Origin of the sequence: Alteromonas gilva (assembly GCF_028595265.1) — a bacterium.
Lineage (GTDB): Bacteria > Pseudomonadota > Gammaproteobacteria > Enterobacterales > Alteromonadaceae > Alteromonas > Alteromonas gilva.
In genome coordinates, this window is record NZ_JAQQXP010000002.1 from 370233 (window position 1) to 385570 (window position 15338).

The window sequence follows — 15338 nt, forward strand, 5'->3', positions numbered from 1 at the left end:
TATCTCCTGCTCACGACTTGATCGTTAGCGTTGTTTCTTTCTGCTGCCAGCAGCCGGTGCCGTCAGGAACAAGCTCTTGAATTACAACATTATTATCGACAATGGCACTGATGCGACCGAAAAACAGTCCAACCCTGGAGCCTTTTTTAGCCTGATAGAGCAGGCCGTCGTTCGTTTTGAACAACACCCATTTATGCCCATTAGTATAAAAACTGCCAGTGAGCGACAAGGCATCAATACCATAGGTTTCCAGCGGCTCGCGCTGGCGACTCGTGTCGGGCTGCAAACAGTTTATCTTTGACTCCGTGACAATGGGTGCCTGGGCCATCTTGGGGCGTGTAAACGGACTGCGAAACTCCTGTGCGCTGTAAACGAATGCCGGTTCCTGACTAAACTTAGGATAGGGCTCGATACGCGGCTTGGTATTTTGTTTTACCTGCGCAGTAAAGCTTTTCAGATCATCCAGTTGCGGTGAACAGCCGGTGATTAGCACGCCGACAACCAGTGCGCTTGCGAGGCGGGTTACAGCGCTCATTTACCACCTCCCCGCGGCTCTGTCGCTGCCGTCCGGTAGGTTTTCGCCAACAGGCTTAAACGCAACCCGCCTTGTTCACTCAGCACGGTAAAATCATGCATGGTGACAATTCTTGGCAGTTCGGCCACTTTTGAGGCGAATTGTCCAAAACTGTGATACTTACCGGCCACTTCAATTTTGATGGGGAGTTCAGTGTAAAACTCTTTTGGAATTTCTTTTTCCCAGTTCAGTAAACGAAACGTCAGGCCAGAGCTGGTGCCAACGTAGGTAATGTCATCAAGCAATCCCGGGGTTTCATTTTGGGTGGGCAGTGATTTTAACATCGATGAAAAGTCTTCTTCGATTTGCGCCAGCTGTGCCTTGTAGGCCTCAAGATTAGCCGCCAGTCGATACTTCGCTTCAAACTGTAGTTTGAGCTCGGCTTCTTTTTTCTCTACCTGTTCCAGTTGCGGCAGTTTAGGGCTGACAATACTGGAATAGCTGATGCCGGAGACCACTAAAATTATAAAGAAAGCGATCACGATTTTTACTTCAAACGGCCAGATGGCTATCTGCTCAAAGTCGAGATCGTTAATCTCTTTTAATTTGGCAACATCAAATTTTTTCATTGGTTACCTCCACTGTTTTTTTGTTTTGCAGTGGCCGTCTGAGCCTGGATGGCAAAGGTAAGGGTAAATTCACTGACTGCATCGCTGGCACTGGTATCGGCAACAATTGACGATAGTTCGCCTGAGGTAAACACCTTCGAGGTTTCTAACTGGCGCATAAATTCGGCCAGCCGGTTATTCGATTCACTGGTGCCCCGCACCTCAATAGCTGCCCCGGTGCGCTGCAAAGACTTAAAAGACACGCCCTGGGGCACAATGCGCGCTAATTCATCGAATACCTGAGGCGCCAGATTGCGGCTACTTTGCAGTTGCTCAATCAGCGCCATGCGTTGCTCAATGGCCGCTTTACTTTCTTTTATCTTTTTAATCTCGGCTATCTGACTGTCCAGCGCCGTAATCTCCGAGGTGAGGTACTGATTACGGGCATTTTGATTACTGATTTGTTGATCAATAAACTGACCAACCAACCAGAAGAGCAAAAAGGTGATGAGCGCCACCAGGCCCAGAATAATAAGATATTGCTGCTTTTGCTTAAGGCGACGTTGCTCGCGCCATGGCAGTAAATTTATATATGCCATGGAGAAAACCCCCTGCTTGCCAAACCGGCTGCTATCGCCATCAGTGGGGCGGTTTGTTGGACCTGCTCAGCGTTGAGCTTGTCACTGATTTTTATGGTTGAGAAGGGGTTAAAAACCTCCACCTCAACGCCTAAGTCCTGTTGTAATGTCTCGGTTAAGGTTGGCAGTACGGCAGCACCACCACTGAGGACAATGCGCTGCGGGCGCTTGGCATTCATGGTGCTCATATACATTTGGATAGCCCGGTTAATCTGCTGTTGTAAATTTGCCGCAAAAACCGGCAACGTGTCGGTTACCCAGTTATCCGGTAGCGTGTTGTCGATAAGTTGTGACTCAACATCTTTACGCTCGAGCATGTGAATGAGCGCTAAATCCTGCAGCAGCGTATCGGTGCCAAAGTTATGCTCCTTGGTATAGAGCACCTCGCCCTCCTGCCATACGCAGACCTGCAGCAATGAGGCTCCCACATTGATACAGCACACCGATGAGCGCGCCTCGTCATGAGGGTAGAAGTAGTCAACGGCGTTGCCCAGCGCAAAGCTTTCAATGTCGACAACCAGTGGTTCAAAGCTCTGTTCGCGTACTAATGTTGAGCGAGAATCCACGATATCCTTGTGCGCTGCACTGAGTAACACATTGACTTTGCCGGCGTGAGTCTCGCTCATACCCAGCTCTTCAAAGTCGAGATAGACCTCCTCAAGGGGATAGGGAATAAGACTGTCGGCCTCAACCTCTATTTGTCCTTCGAGCTCGAAGTCTGACTGATCGGGCTCCATGTGCACCACTTTACTGATAACGGATGTACCGGCCACCGCGATGGCGGCAGGCTTTAATTTGTTTTTTAGCGCCAGGCGAACTTTACGCAAGGCCAGACTCACCGCGTCGTAGTCACTGATTTCACGCTCTCTGAAGGCATCTTTGATGATCGGCTCACAGGCATACGCTGTCAGCGTGTAGTCACCGGCAGCGCCTTCAAGCACCACCGCTTTGATGCAACGGGTACCAATGTCGAGTCCGACAATGGAGGGTTGCTTCTTTTTGAACAGTGATCTTACCATGTCAACCGTAGCCTTATTTCTTAGCGAACAATTTCTAACTTATGATGTTACTGAATTTTTTTCTATTAAATGGTTCTAATAAATACACTTAGGTATAAAATATAAGTCATTTTGGCAAAAAAGCCCTGTTCATTCTTATTGTGAAATATTTAAAAACCGTACTATTAGTTGGATTTGTCGCCGCGTTACTTGGCAGTGTAACGTTAACGGGTATCTATTTTTATATGAAACCTGACTTGCCCAGCGTTGCCATCCTTAAGGATGTGCGACTGCAAACCCCCATGCGTATTTATACCCATGACGGCAAGCTAATTTCACAATACGGCGTAAAAAGGCGTATTCCGGTAACCTTAGACGAAACACCGGAATTATTACAAAAAGCGATTCTGGCTACCGAAGACAGCCGGTTTTATAAACATTTCGGTATTGATCCTATCGGCATTACCCGTGCTTTCATTAATCTGGTGCTGACTGGCGAAAAAAGTCAGGGGGCCAGTACACTGACCCAGCAACTGGCGCGTGGCTTTTTTCTAACCCGCGAAAAAACCTACATCCGCAAGATTAAAGAAGTGTTTATTGCCCTGCATATGGAGGCGGAGTTAAGCAAGGATGAAATCTTTGAGCTTTACCTCAACAAAATTGAACTGGGGCATCGCTCATTTGGCTTTGGCGCTGCCGCACAAGTTTACTACGGTAAGAAATTAAACGAGTTAAGCCTGGCCCAGATTGCCACACTGGCCGGCCTGCCACAGGCACCCTCGGTGCTCAATCCGATTAGCCGCCCTGAGCGCTCTCTGGAACGGCGTCGCATTGTGTTGTTGCGTATGCTCGACGAAGGGTTTATCACTAAAGCGCAGTTTAATGAAGCAAACTCGGCCCCGGTCACCGCTAAAAAGCATGGTGCCGAAATTGAACTGGATGCGCCGTATCTGGCTGATTTGATTTATTCAGAAATGGTCAACCTGTACGGTAAAGAAGAGGCCGAAACCGGCGGTTATCAGGTGTATGCCACTGCCAGTTCAACACTGCAACAAGCCGCACAACACGCGGTTAAACAAAACTTACATGATTACGATGAACGTCACGGCTATCGTGGTGCGGTGGCGCGGTTATGGCCATTGCAGGCTAACAACGATAATGCTGCAAAGGGCGAAGCCAAAGCGGAGGAGGAATGCGCAGCTCAGCCACTCTACGTAAACTGGCCCTGTGATATTGACGAAAACGATGTGAATGATGCCTTGGCTAACATCGGTGCTTATGGGTTTGTCAGACCGGTTGTAGTGACCAGCGTTGATGAAAAAACGTTTATAACGCGCGACAGCGCGGGCACTGAGCGCACAATTGAGTGGCAGGGTATGGACTGGGCAAGACCGTATATCCATGACAGCCGCCAGGGGCAGCCACCTGACACCGCCTCTGACATTGTTGCCGCGGGTGATATTGTGTATATCCGCGAACAGGATGACCTGTGGCGGCTGGCTCAGTTGCCTGATGCCAGCGGTGCGCTGGTGGCGCTTGATCCCAATAATGGTGCGGTGCAGGCGATTGTAGGCGGGTACAGTTTTTACGAGAGCCAGTTTAATCGGGCCACGCAGGCAAAACGTCAGGTGGGCTCGAACATTAAGCCGTTTGTTTATTCGGCCGCGCTGGAAAACGGCTATACCATTGCCAGTGTGATCAACGATGCGCCCATCAACGAATGGGACGAAGCCACAGGCGTTGCCTGGCGGCCACAAAATTCACCCGCGGAATATGATGGTCCGATCCGCATGCGTATCGCCCTGGGGAAATCTAAAAACGTAGTATCAGTTCGTTTACTGCGGGGCGTCGGCCTCGACAATACCATAGAACACCTTACCCGTTTTGGTTTGGACAAAGCCGATATCTCCCGGGATGAAACCGTATCCCTGGGCTCCAGTTCTCATACACCGCTGGAAGTGGTACGTGGGATGGCCACCATCGCCAATGGTGGGTTTCTTATTCAGCCCTATTTTATTGATCGCGTCCTCGATGAAAACGGCAGGATGCTCTGGCAGCATACCCCCAGTTTGGCTTGCGATAACGTTGACTGCGACGAAGCCCGACAACAGGCATTTGCAGAGAGCAGTGGCGCGGCGAATGCCGAAGCTGATGCTGAGGCTGATGTTGAGGCTATGCTGGCCGCTGAGCTGAACCAGTCTGTCCAGTCAGAGCCTGAGAACACCCCGTTGGCGCCGCGGGTTATCTCAGCCCAGAACGCGTTTCTGGTGGCCGATATGATGCGAACCGCGGTGCGGGTTAATGGTAGTTGGACGGACTGGCGTGGTACCGGGTGGCGAGCCAGTCTGATATTAAAACGCGACGATCTGGCCGGTAAAACCGGTACCACCAATGATTCACGGGATGCCTGGTTTAGTGGCTTTAATCGTAAACTTGTCGCCACCGCTTGGGTGGGCTTTGATGACATGAACAGGCAACTCGGCCGCACCACCTATAATCAGCCGTTAGCAGCAAGAGATCCCGAACGCTTTAGCTGGATAGGAAATGCCATGATTGGTACTGAGAGCGGCGCCATGGCCGCGCAGCCAGCCTGGATTCGATTTATGCAAACGGCACTGAATGACGTACCCGAAGCGCCTATGCCAGTGCCCGCCGATATCGTCAGGGTACGCATAGATCGTACCAGTGGAAAGTTGACCCGGCGCACAGACGATACCACACTGTTTGAATACTTCCTGAGAGGAACCCAACCCACTGTCTATGTGTTGGACGATGAGCTGGACGACTCCACAGGAGAAGATAAAACGAATGTAGATGTTGATGATATATTCTAGCGTCTGCGAGATATAGCGCCTGCGTGCTATTTTTACGTTGTTGGCAGTTGTAGCTTCAGGCCCTCCGGGTCTACAACAGCCGTCTGGTTTAAATAGTAAAAAAGTGCTGAAAAAATGCATAGCAAAGGTCAGCAGACCCTCGCTAAAACGATAATAAATGGTTAAATAATAATGTCTGATGACGATAAGAGGTATTTGTACATCCCGCATGCCGGGCCGTCGCTTCTGGAAACGCCACTATTGAACAAAGGCAGTGCCTTTACGGTTAAAGAGCGCGCACGCTTTAATCTCACCGGGTTGTTGCCACCCCGCTATGAGACTATCGAAGAACAGGTTGAACGGGCCTTCATGCAATACAATACCTTTGACGATCCGCTCAATAAACACATTTACCTGCGCGCAATTCAGGATAACAACGAAACCTTATTCTACCGGCTTATTCAGTCGCACATCGAAGAGATGATGCCAATCATCTATACCCCGACGGTGGGTGATGCCTGTGAGCAATTTTCGGATATCTACCGTAGCTCCCGCGGCTTGTTTATTTCCTGGGAAGAACGCCATCAAATTGATGATATCGTTCGCAACGCCACCAAACGTAAAGTAAAGGTCATCGTGGTAACCGATGGCGAGCGCATTCTCGGTCTGGGCGACCAGGGCATCGGCGGTATGGGTATTCCGATTGGTAAGCTTTCACTCTACACCGCCTGTGGCGGAATATCGCCGGCTTACACGCTGCCGGTAATGCTGGATGTGGGCACCAACAACGAAAAGCTGCTCAACGATCCCATGTACATGGGCGCCCGTCATAAGCGTATCAGCCAGGACGAGTACGATGAGTTTCTGGATATGTTCATCAAGGCCGTCACCCGTCGTTGGCCGGATGTGCTTATTCAGTTTGAAGATTTCGCCCAACCCAATGCCATGCCATTGCTGAGTCGTTACCGCAAGGAAGTGTGCTGTTTTAACGATGATATACAGGGCACGGCCGCGGTAACGCTGGGCACTATTCTGGCCGCCTGTCGTATGAAACAGAGCAAACTGTCTGACATGAATATTGTTTTTGTCGGGGCCGGTTCGGCTGGCTGCGGGATTGCCGAGATGCTGATTCAGCAAATGTGCCATGAAGGGCTGAGCGATGCCCAGGCGCGTAAACAAATCTTCATGGTCGACCGCTACGGATTGGTCATGGAAGGGCAGGAGGGGCTGCGTGACTTCCAACAGCGTTTACAACACAACAACGACGACATCGTCGATTGGTCATACAGCGGGGAATATCCGTCGTTACTGGATGTGGTTAACTGCGCCAAACCTGAAGTCATGATTGGTGTGTCTGGTCAGCCAGGCTTGTTTACCGAACAAGTGGTAAGCGCTATGAAGCGGCATACTGAACTGCCGATTATTTTTCCGCTGAGTAACCCGTCACGTCAGGTCGAGGCCCGTCCGGAGCAGGTCATCGAATGGACTGACGGTGAAGTGGTGATTGCCACCGGCAGCCCGTTTAAACCGGTGGAATATAATGGCCGGCACTTCCCGGTAGCACAATGCAATAACAGCTATATCTTCCCTGGCATTGGCTTAGGGGTGGTGGCCTCCAAAGCGCGCTTAATCAGTGATGAGATGTTGATGGCAGCAAGTAATGCGCTGGCCTGTGCATCGCCGCTGGCGAATACGGGTAAAGGCGAACTGCTGCCGCCATTGCGTGAAATCTCTGCCCTGAGCCGACAAATTGCCTTTGATGTGGCAAAAGTCGCTATGGAGCAAGGGTTAGCGCTGGAGCAGACTGACGAAAACCTTTTGGCCAGTATTGAGAGCAATTTCTGGCGCGCCGAATACCGCCCGTATAAGCGAGTGAGTATATAAACCGAAGCGCTGTTCAGGTTGCGCTGTGTCTCAGCGTAACCTGAGCAACAAGGTTACTGAGCGCTGGCCTTGTTTGGCTGTTCAATTCCCCAGACTTACTGGTCGCACGTGGAGTTAAAGTGTGATTAGTGAGAAGCCGTAGAACATTTCTTATTAAACGAGTGGCCTAACAACCAGTCTACTATCGATTGCCAGCATGCCTGGCTGTGTTTAGAAAAAAACCGCATATGGCCGAGCTCAGCCAGTTCATAATCGCCCGGCGAGATGTGCTGCTGGGTAACACGCAGATTGTTGTACAGCGATAAAATATCATCGACGTTTTCCGGCACGACAATTTCGTCGTCAGTAGCGGTGATCCATAGCGCTGGTTGCGTCAGGCGGTCGTAAAAGTGCTGGTGAATTCGGCTGCCAAATTCTGTTTTAGCATAGCCCTGACCGTTGCACCAGCGTCGCCACTGAGCGCCCACGCCTTTGGGTAAGGGCTCGCCCATCCCCAGCCAATGAGACTGGGTTTGGCCGCACAGCAGGTTGGTCAGGGGGATAAACAGGTTCATATAAAAATGCGCTTTATATTTATAAGGCGCGGCGAAATTACGCAGGCTTCCAGAGGAACTGCCATAGGTCACAATACTGCTTAATGCCTCTGCATTGTGCATTAGTCCGGCGAGTTGTCCGCCCGCGCTATGGCCAATTAAATGTAGCGGTATTGGTGAGAATTTGTTTTGCAGGTATGCCAAAACGGCAGGCATGTCCTGCTGCCCCCAGCACTGCAATGTTGCGTTAGCCATTATCTGAGCGTGCTTAGGTGAGTCGCCGATGCCACGATTGTCGTAGGTTAGTACCGCAATACCCTGCTCAGCGAGATAGCGCGCAAAGTGGCTGTAAAAGCGCTGTTTAATGCCGGTTGCCGGGGCCAGCATAACGGCGCAAACCGGGCTTTCGCCGGGCAGATATAGCAACGCAGAGAGAGCGGTTTTGTCGGCGCAGGAAATGGTTACAGGAACAGCTGGCTGCATAATATAATCTCTGGTCTTACCAGTGGGTAGGATATTATAACGATTCCAATCTAAAGTTAAAGGGCGCGCAGAGTAAGCACCGGTCAACGACTGCAACAGTCGCTGAGCCTTTGCCCGGTGACTGTTGCATGCCGCGACGGTCAGACGTCGAGGGTAAAGACTTTTGACTTGCGCTGCAGGTTGTAGAGCTCTTTTTTAGAGCTTGGCAGCGCATCGATAGTGGCAGGCTTAAAGCCCTGATCCAAAAACCAGTGGGCGGTAACGGTGGTCAGCACAAACAGCCGTTCAATGCCCGCCGCGGCGGCACGTTCTTTGACTTCGTCAAGAATACGCTCGCCACGGTTTTTACCACGATAGTCAGCGTGGGTAGCAACACAAGCCAGTTCAGCCGAGCCATCATCAGGGTACAAATACAGCGCCGCGCACGCGATGATCATGCCGTCACGTTCGATCACAATAAACTGGTGGATTTCATTTTCCAGTCGTTCACGGGAGCGTTTAACCAGCACGCCGCTCTCTTCCAGTGGTTTAATCAGGTTGAGAATACCGCCGACGTCGTCGATGGTAGCTTCGCGCAGTTGCTCGTAATGATTCTCCATTACCAGCGAGCCGGCCCCATCGCGGGTGAATAGCTCCTGCAATAACGCGCCGTCGGTTTCGTAGCTGACACAATGGGCCCGGGCAATACCTGCTGCAACGCTGGTGGTCAGGGCGCGGATCACGGTGTCTTCAGTCATGATTTCAGCGTCGCGGTGTAACTGTTCCAACTGTGAGCGCTCAATGGTTCTCAGAAGTTTGCCGTCCTTGCGGAAGATCCCGGCATAGTTGGAAAATACGATGAGCTTATCGGCTTTCAGGGCAATGGCGGCCTGGGTGGCGACATCCTCATGCGACAAGTTAAACACTTCACCGGTAGAGGAATAGCCCATAGGCGATAACAGCACGATAGAGCCATCGTTGAGGTGATCGTTAATGCCCGTGGTGTCGATGCGGCGAACCTGTCCGGTGTTTTCAAAATCCACGCCATCGAGCACGCCCATGGGCTTAGCCACTACCAGATTGCCGGTGCACACCCGTATACGGGCGCCGTGCATGGGCGAGTTAGGCAGGCCCATGGTCAGCAGCGCTTCAATATGACAACGTACCGAACCGGCTGCGTCTTTCACGCACTCGAGGGTTTCTTTATCGGTGATGCGCATGTCGTGGCTAAAACGCGCCTCGGTTTTACGCAGCGCCACGCGCTGATCAATTTGCGGTCGCGCTCCATGCACTAACACCAGGCGAACTCCCAGGCTACTCAACAGGGCAATGTCCTGAATAATATTAGGAAAGTTTTCCTCTTCTATGGCCTCGCCACCAAACATCAGGACAAAGGTTTTCCCCCTGTGCGCATTGATGTAAGGTGCGGAACTGCGAAACAGGCCAATACTGTCGTGATGCGATAGCACCATAATGGTTATCCCAGCTTATCCAGTTCTTCCAACGCCTGATACAGTGCTTTTGTGACTGTTTCAGCACTGGTACCCCCAAGAATATTACGTTTGTCTACGCCGTACTCAAGTTGCAGCACAGGGTAAACGTCGTCGCCGATATCACCGCACACCGACTGTAGCTGTTCAAGCGACAAATCCTCAATAGGTGAGTCATGCTCAAGGGCAAGCAATACTATCTGGCCTGAAATATCGTGAGCCGTTCTGAACGGGATCCCTTTACCTACCAGGTAATCGGCCAGTTCAGTGGCATTGGAATAGCCCTGGGCAGCGGCAATGCTACAACGCTCTTCGTTGAGTGCCAGGCTGTCGAGCACTTCACAGGCAATGCATAAACAGCAGTGCCATTGATTCACTGCGTCAAAGGCGCCTTCCTTGTCTTCCTGCATATCTTTATTGTAGGCCAGCGGCAGGCCTTTCATGGTGACCAGCAGCGCCTGCAGATGACCAAACACCCGGCCACATTTGCCGCGCAGTAACTCCAGCGCATCGGGGTTTTTCTTTTGTGGCATCAGTGAGGAGCCAGAGGTGACGCTGTCGCCTAACTGTAAAAAGCCCGCTTCACCTGAGTTATAAAAAATTAAATCTTCGGCCAGGCGCGACAAGTGCATCATACTGGTGCTGGCAGTAAACAGCAGCTCCAACACAAAATCACGGTCGGATACCGCATCCAAACTGTTCAGGCAGGGGCTGGCAAACCCCAGTTGTGTGGCAATTTCCTGACGATCCACCGGGTAGGTGGTACCGGCCAGTGCGCCGGAGCCTAAGGGGCACTGATTCATACGGGTATGTAAATCATCCAAACGGCTCAGATCACGTTTAAACATTTCCACGTACGCCAGACACCAGTGGGCAAAGCGAATCGGTTGAGCACGCTGTAGGTGAGTGTAGCCCGGAATAATTGCCTGTTGATGGCGGCTAGCGGTATTGAGCAGACTGCGCATTACCTGGGTCACATCAGTTTTGAGCGATTCGATGTGGGTGCGACACCACAAACGAAAGTCGGTGGCGACCTGATCGTTACGGCTGCGACCGGTGTGCAGCTTACGCCCCACATCGCCGAGCTTATCAATCAGCGCTGCTTCCACAAAACTGTGGATATCTTCTTCGCCGCTGGCCGCAAAGTCGAGTTCACCGGCTTCGGCCTGCGCTTTTAGGTCGCTGAGAGCTGATTCAAGCTGTTGTTGCTCGTCGTCGGTTAAGACACCGGCTTTAGCCAGCGCCCGTGACCACACGATGGAGCCTTCCATGTCCTGCGCGGCCATGACCTGATCAAAGGGTAATGAGTCATTCACCTGACGGAACATGCTGCTGCTGCCGGCAGCGAACCGGCCTCCCCATAACGCCATTACTCGTCTCCCTGCTTTTTCATTGCAGCAATACGACTGGACAGGCTGTACAGGCGAATAAAGCCTTCGGCGTGTTTTTGATCGTAAACATCGTCGGCACCAAAGGTTGCAAAATCTTCTGAGTACAGGCTGTTTGGCGATTGGCGCTGGGTAACGGTCGCCTGACCCTTGTAAAGCTTAACCACGATTTCGCCGGTAACGTATTTGGCAAATGATGCTGCGCCAGCGATCAGGGAGTTACACAGCGGTGTAAACCAACGGCCATCGTACATCACGTGCGAAAATTCCAGACCCAGCTGTTCACGGTATTTCAGCGAGGCTTTATCCAGCACCATGGTTTCGAGCGCTTTATACGCTTTTAACAATACGGTTCCACCGGGAGTTTCGTAACAGCCACGTGACTTCATACCAACCAGACGGTTTTCGACAATATCGATACGACCGACACCGTGGGCGGCAGCCAGTTTATTCAGTGCAACCAGTCCTTCATAAGGCGATACGCTCTGGCCGTTAACGTGCGTTAACGCGCCTTCGTTAAACTTAAGACTGACGCGCTCGGGTGTATCAGGCGCTTCTTCCGGATCCACGGTCATGGTCCAAACCTGCTTGCTTGGTTCACACCATGGATCTTCCAGCTCGCCGCCCTCGTGAGATATGTGCCAGGCGTTTGCGTCACGGCTGTAAATTTTCGTCGCCGAGGCAGTCGTCTTGATATTACGTTCAGCCAGGTACGCCAGCAGATCTTCCCGCGAGACCATGTCCCATTCGCGCCAGGGGGCAATTACGGTTAAATCAGGGGCCAGTGCTGAGAAAGCTCCCTCAAAACGTACCTGATCGTTACCTTTACCGGTGCAACCGTGGCACAGCGCATCGGCGCCAACTTTACGGGCTATCTCTACTTGCGCTTTGGCGATGACCGGGCGCGCCATTGACGTACCTAACAGGTATTCACCTTCGTACACAGCGCCGGTGGTAATGGTCGGGAATATATATTCTTTAACGAATTCTTCTTTAAGGTCAACGATATAGCATTCGCTGGCGCCGGTAGCGATGGCTTTTTCGTAGAGCCCTTCAAGCTCTTCATCGCCCTGTCCAACATCCGCCGCAAACGCGACGACTTCGCAATCGTAGTTTTCTTTGAGCCACGGAATAATGGCTGAAGTATCTAATCCGCCTGAGTAGGCAAGCACAACTTTGTTAATTTTGCTCATAATAGTGTCCCGATTAGGCTCCTAATAAATGGGTAAGTATCGCGTTTTGCCCGTGCATGCGGTTTTCGGCCTGTTGCATCAACAGCGACGCATCGCTGTCCATCAGGCTACCGGTTATTTCCAAGTCGCGGTGGGCCGGCTGACAGTGCAACACATGTGTGGCGCCGGTCATGGTCATCAACGCTTCGTTAACCTGGTATGGCATAAACTTTTCTTTAATGGCTTCCAGTGGCGTGTCATCACCCATGGATAACCAGGTGTCGGTATAAATAACATTGGCCCCTTTGGCCGCGCTTATGTCATTCGACTGAACAATTTTGACCCCGGTCTTCGCGGCAATGGCTTCGGCCTGGGCAACAATCTCCTGATCGGCTTCATGCCCTGGTGGCGTTACCACAATCTGATGACAGCCTAGCAGCGCACCAACAATGAGTAATGAATGGGTAACATTATTGCCGTCGCCTACATAGGCCATTGTCAGGCCCTCGGTGCTGCCGAATTTTTCAAACATAGTGAGGTAATCAGCCAGTCCCTGGCAGGGATGATATTTATCGCAAAGGGCATTGATTACCGGCACCTTAGCGGCTTCTGCAAAGGTTTCCAGGGTCGAATGTGAATACACCCGGGCAACAATGGCATCGGCCCAGCAGGCGAGGTTGGCCGCCACATCGACAGAGTCCTCGCGACCTGCCAGTTTGTTGGATTGACTGTCCAGATACACCATATGGCCGCCAAGACGGTTAATGCCGATATCAAAACTTACGCGGGTGCGCAGCGATGGCTTTTCAAACAACGCCACAATTGACTTACCAGCCAATGCCTGTGCGTAGGCCGCCGGCGTTTGTTTAATTTGTACGGCCAGTGATAGCAGCGCCTGCATTTGTTCTGGTGTCCAGGTGGCAAAGGTTAAGAGATCCTGCTTCATTTTATGCTCCAGAAGTCTGGGTTGCCGGAATCACGCGGGTTCCGGACTGATTATTCAATATTGCTGTCAGCGGCGCCGACCAGTTAGCGATGGTTACCGGTTGATTAAGTTGTTGTGCTGCCTGCATAGCGGCGCTGACTTTCACCAACATACCGTCTTTAATTACGCCAAGGCTGACTTCTTCTTGCAACCGGGCCTGATCTAATTCACTGATTAACGCTTTGTGCTGATCAAGTACCCCATCGACGTTGGATAACAACAGCAGCTTACCGCCGAGCAGTTCAGCGATAACCGTGGCAGCCTGATCGGCATTGACATTCAGTAACCGGCCTTCATCGGTACAGCCGATAGAACTGATAACGGGTAAAAATCCACCTTCGAATAAGCGCGCCAGCAATGCAGGTTTGCCGGTAGCAGGAATACCTACAGCGCCATACTTTTCATCCAGTAACTGGCACTGGGTGATACCGCCATCCATCAGGGATAATCCTACCGGGTTGAGCCCGGCCGCGATGGCCATTGCGCACAAACTCTTATTGGCGCTGCCCGCTAAGGCACCACACACGTATGGCATTTGTTCATCGGGAGTCACACGCAAGCCATCGATTTTGGTGCTGGTGAGCTGCATTGCGCTGAGCATCGTTTCCACCAGCGGACCGCCGCCGTGTACTAAGACTACCGGCGTGCTTGCCTGCAAAGTTTTGATCTCAGCCAATAACTGGTTAGCAATATGCGGGCTGTCTAACAATGCGCCACCCACTTTAATAACCACCGGCGGTGTGATTTCAGCCATTAACTAATCCCTCTGTTGCGGCAAAACCCAAGGTTAAATTAGCGCACTGCATAGCCTGTGACGCTGCGCCTTTCATGACGTTATCGATGGCACTGGTTATGACTGCATAGCCAGACTGCTCATCGACTTTCCAGTGCAAATCGCAAAAGGGCGTATAAGCAACGTCATCGATTTTAGGGAAGCTGTCGCGTAAACGTACAATAGGCTGCTCACCATACACCGTGCGATAGAGATTATCCAGTTCGTCCTGACCGTTACCCGCATTGAGCTTAACCGTTATTGTGGCAAGAATCCCGCGCTTAAAATTGCCCAGATGGGGGGTAAATATCACCGGCGTGCCAAGATGTGATTCGATCTCGGGGGTATGGCGGTGGCCGAGAACCCCGTAGGCCTGCAAACTTACTTCATAAAAACTGGTGGTCAGACTGGCTTTGCGACCCGCGCCACTCACTCCTGACACCGCGTTAATGACCGGCCGCACGGATGGATCCAACATGCCGGCGTCAAACAATGGCTTGAGAGCAAGCAAAGAGGCCGTGGGGTAGCAGCCCGGTACCGCCACAATATTGGTTTGCCTGATGGCTTCACTGTTGTATTCCGCTAACCCGTATACGGCTTTGTTGAGGCATTCGGTGGCAGTATGGGCAAAGCCATAAAATTGCTCAAAAACCGCGGTATCTTTGAGTCTGAACGCACCAGACAAATCAAATACTTTAGCTGCGCCTGACGACAGTTCAGCCATCCAGTCGTGGCTTGCTTCATGCGGTGTGGCAAGAAAGATAACGTCCATACTGTTGGCTAATTCGGCCAACCGGTGCGTCGCCAGTGGCTCTAATTTGAGGTGACCTAAATGAGCCAGATTGCCATGTACATCGGCCATGCTTTTGCCGGCATCCTGGCTGTTTTCGGACACCATTACATGCTGGAGGGTCATATGTGGGTGAGTGGTAACTAAGCTCACTAACTGCGCCCCGGCATAACCGCTGGCACCTATAATTGCTACATTAAACATAATCTGATCGTTGAATTGGTTGTTTTTAAATTAAAAAAACACTTTCTACCTTTGCGTCGGTGCTTGTCAGCAGGCCGGTTAAATCCG

The 15338-nt window shown here is 51.5% G+C and carries 13 protein-coding genes; 2 read left to right on the forward strand and 11 right to left on the reverse strand.

Annotation, left to right across the window (positions count from 1 at the left end; all coding sequences use genetic code 11):
• Positions 1-10: 10 nt before the first annotated feature.
• Genes OIK42_RS15275 through pilM form a run of 4 tightly spaced genes read right to left on the reverse strand, consistent with a single transcriptional unit; the run spans position 11 to position 2779 of the window.
• Complete coding sequence (locus OIK42_RS15275; protein WP_273641914.1) at positions 11-535, reverse strand: pilus assembly protein PilP; 525 nt, start codon at positions 533-535, stop codon at positions 11-13.
• A complete protein-coding gene (locus OIK42_RS15280) occupies positions 532-1143 on the reverse strand; it encodes a type IV pilus inner membrane component PilO (RefSeq protein ID WP_273641915.1) in 612 nt (203 codons plus the stop codon). The genes OIK42_RS15275 and OIK42_RS15280 overlap by 4 nt, the downstream gene beginning before the upstream one ends.
• Positions 1140-1721 (reverse strand): PilN domain-containing protein, encoded by a 582-nt coding sequence (locus OIK42_RS15285; protein WP_273641916.1) that lies wholly within the window; start codon positions 1719-1721, stop codon positions 1140-1142. The genes OIK42_RS15280 and OIK42_RS15285 overlap by 4 nt, the downstream gene beginning before the upstream one ends.
• Positions 1709-2779, reverse strand: a complete 1071-nt coding sequence (gene pilM / locus OIK42_RS15290; protein WP_273641917.1) for a type IV pilus biogenesis protein PilM — start codon at positions 2777-2779, stop codon at positions 1709-1711. The genes OIK42_RS15285 and pilM overlap by 13 nt, the downstream gene beginning before the upstream one ends.
• A 140-nt stretch (positions 2780-2919) precedes the next feature.
• Between pilM and OIK42_RS15295 the strand changes: the two genes are divergently transcribed.
• Both OIK42_RS15295 and OIK42_RS15300 read left to right on the forward strand, forming a co-directional pair.
• Entirely contained in the window at positions 2920-5592 is a 2673-nt protein-coding gene (locus tag OIK42_RS15295) for a penicillin-binding protein 1A (protein ID WP_273641918.1), read from the forward strand.
• A 171-nt stretch (positions 5593-5763) separates the two neighbouring features.
• Positions 5764-7455: an NAD-dependent malic enzyme gene (locus OIK42_RS15300; RefSeq protein ID WP_273641919.1), complete on the forward strand. Its 1692-nt coding sequence runs from the start codon at positions 5764-5766 to the stop codon at positions 7453-7455.
• A gap of 125 nt (positions 7456-7580) precedes the next feature.
• Here the strand turns inward: OIK42_RS15300 and OIK42_RS15305 are convergent, their stop codons facing one another.
• From OIK42_RS15305 to argC, 7 genes are all read right to left on the reverse strand, one after another.
• On the reverse strand, positions 7581-8471 hold the full coding sequence (locus OIK42_RS15305) for an alpha/beta hydrolase family protein (protein ID WP_273641920.1): 891 nt from the start codon (positions 8469-8471) through the stop codon (positions 7581-7583).
• Positions 8472-8611: 140 nt separating this feature from the next.
• The gene (gene argA / locus OIK42_RS15310; protein ID WP_273641921.1) at positions 8612-9922 is read right to left on the reverse strand and encodes an amino-acid N-acetyltransferase; all 1311 of its coding nucleotides are present in this window, start codon (positions 9920-9922) and stop codon (positions 8612-8614) included.
• Positions 9923-9927: 5 nt separating this feature from the next.
• Positions 9928-11310, reverse strand: a complete 1383-nt coding sequence (argH, locus tag OIK42_RS15315; protein WP_273641923.1) for an argininosuccinate lyase — start codon at positions 11308-11310, stop codon at positions 9928-9930.
• Complete coding sequence (locus OIK42_RS15320) at positions 11310-12521, reverse strand: argininosuccinate synthase (RefSeq protein WP_273641924.1); 1212 nt, start codon at positions 12519-12521, stop codon at positions 11310-11312. The genes argH and OIK42_RS15320 overlap by 1 nt, the downstream gene beginning before the upstream one ends.
• 13 nt (positions 12522-12534) lie before the next feature.
• Positions 12535-13446, reverse strand: coding sequence for an ornithine carbamoyltransferase (locus tag OIK42_RS15325; protein WP_273641925.1), 912 nt, complete (start codon positions 13444-13446; stop codon positions 12535-12537).
• A 1-nt stretch (position 13447) separates the two neighbouring features.
• The gene (argB, locus tag OIK42_RS15330) at positions 13448-14239 is read right to left on the reverse strand and encodes an acetylglutamate kinase (protein WP_273641926.1); all 792 of its coding nucleotides are present in this window, start codon (positions 14237-14239) and stop codon (positions 13448-13450) included.
• Positions 14232-15251, reverse strand: coding sequence for an N-acetyl-gamma-glutamyl-phosphate reductase (argC, locus tag OIK42_RS15335; RefSeq protein ID WP_273641927.1), 1020 nt, complete (start codon positions 15249-15251; stop codon positions 14232-14234). The genes argB and argC overlap by 8 nt, the downstream gene beginning before the upstream one ends.
• Between the last annotated feature and the right edge of the window lie 87 nt (positions 15252-15338).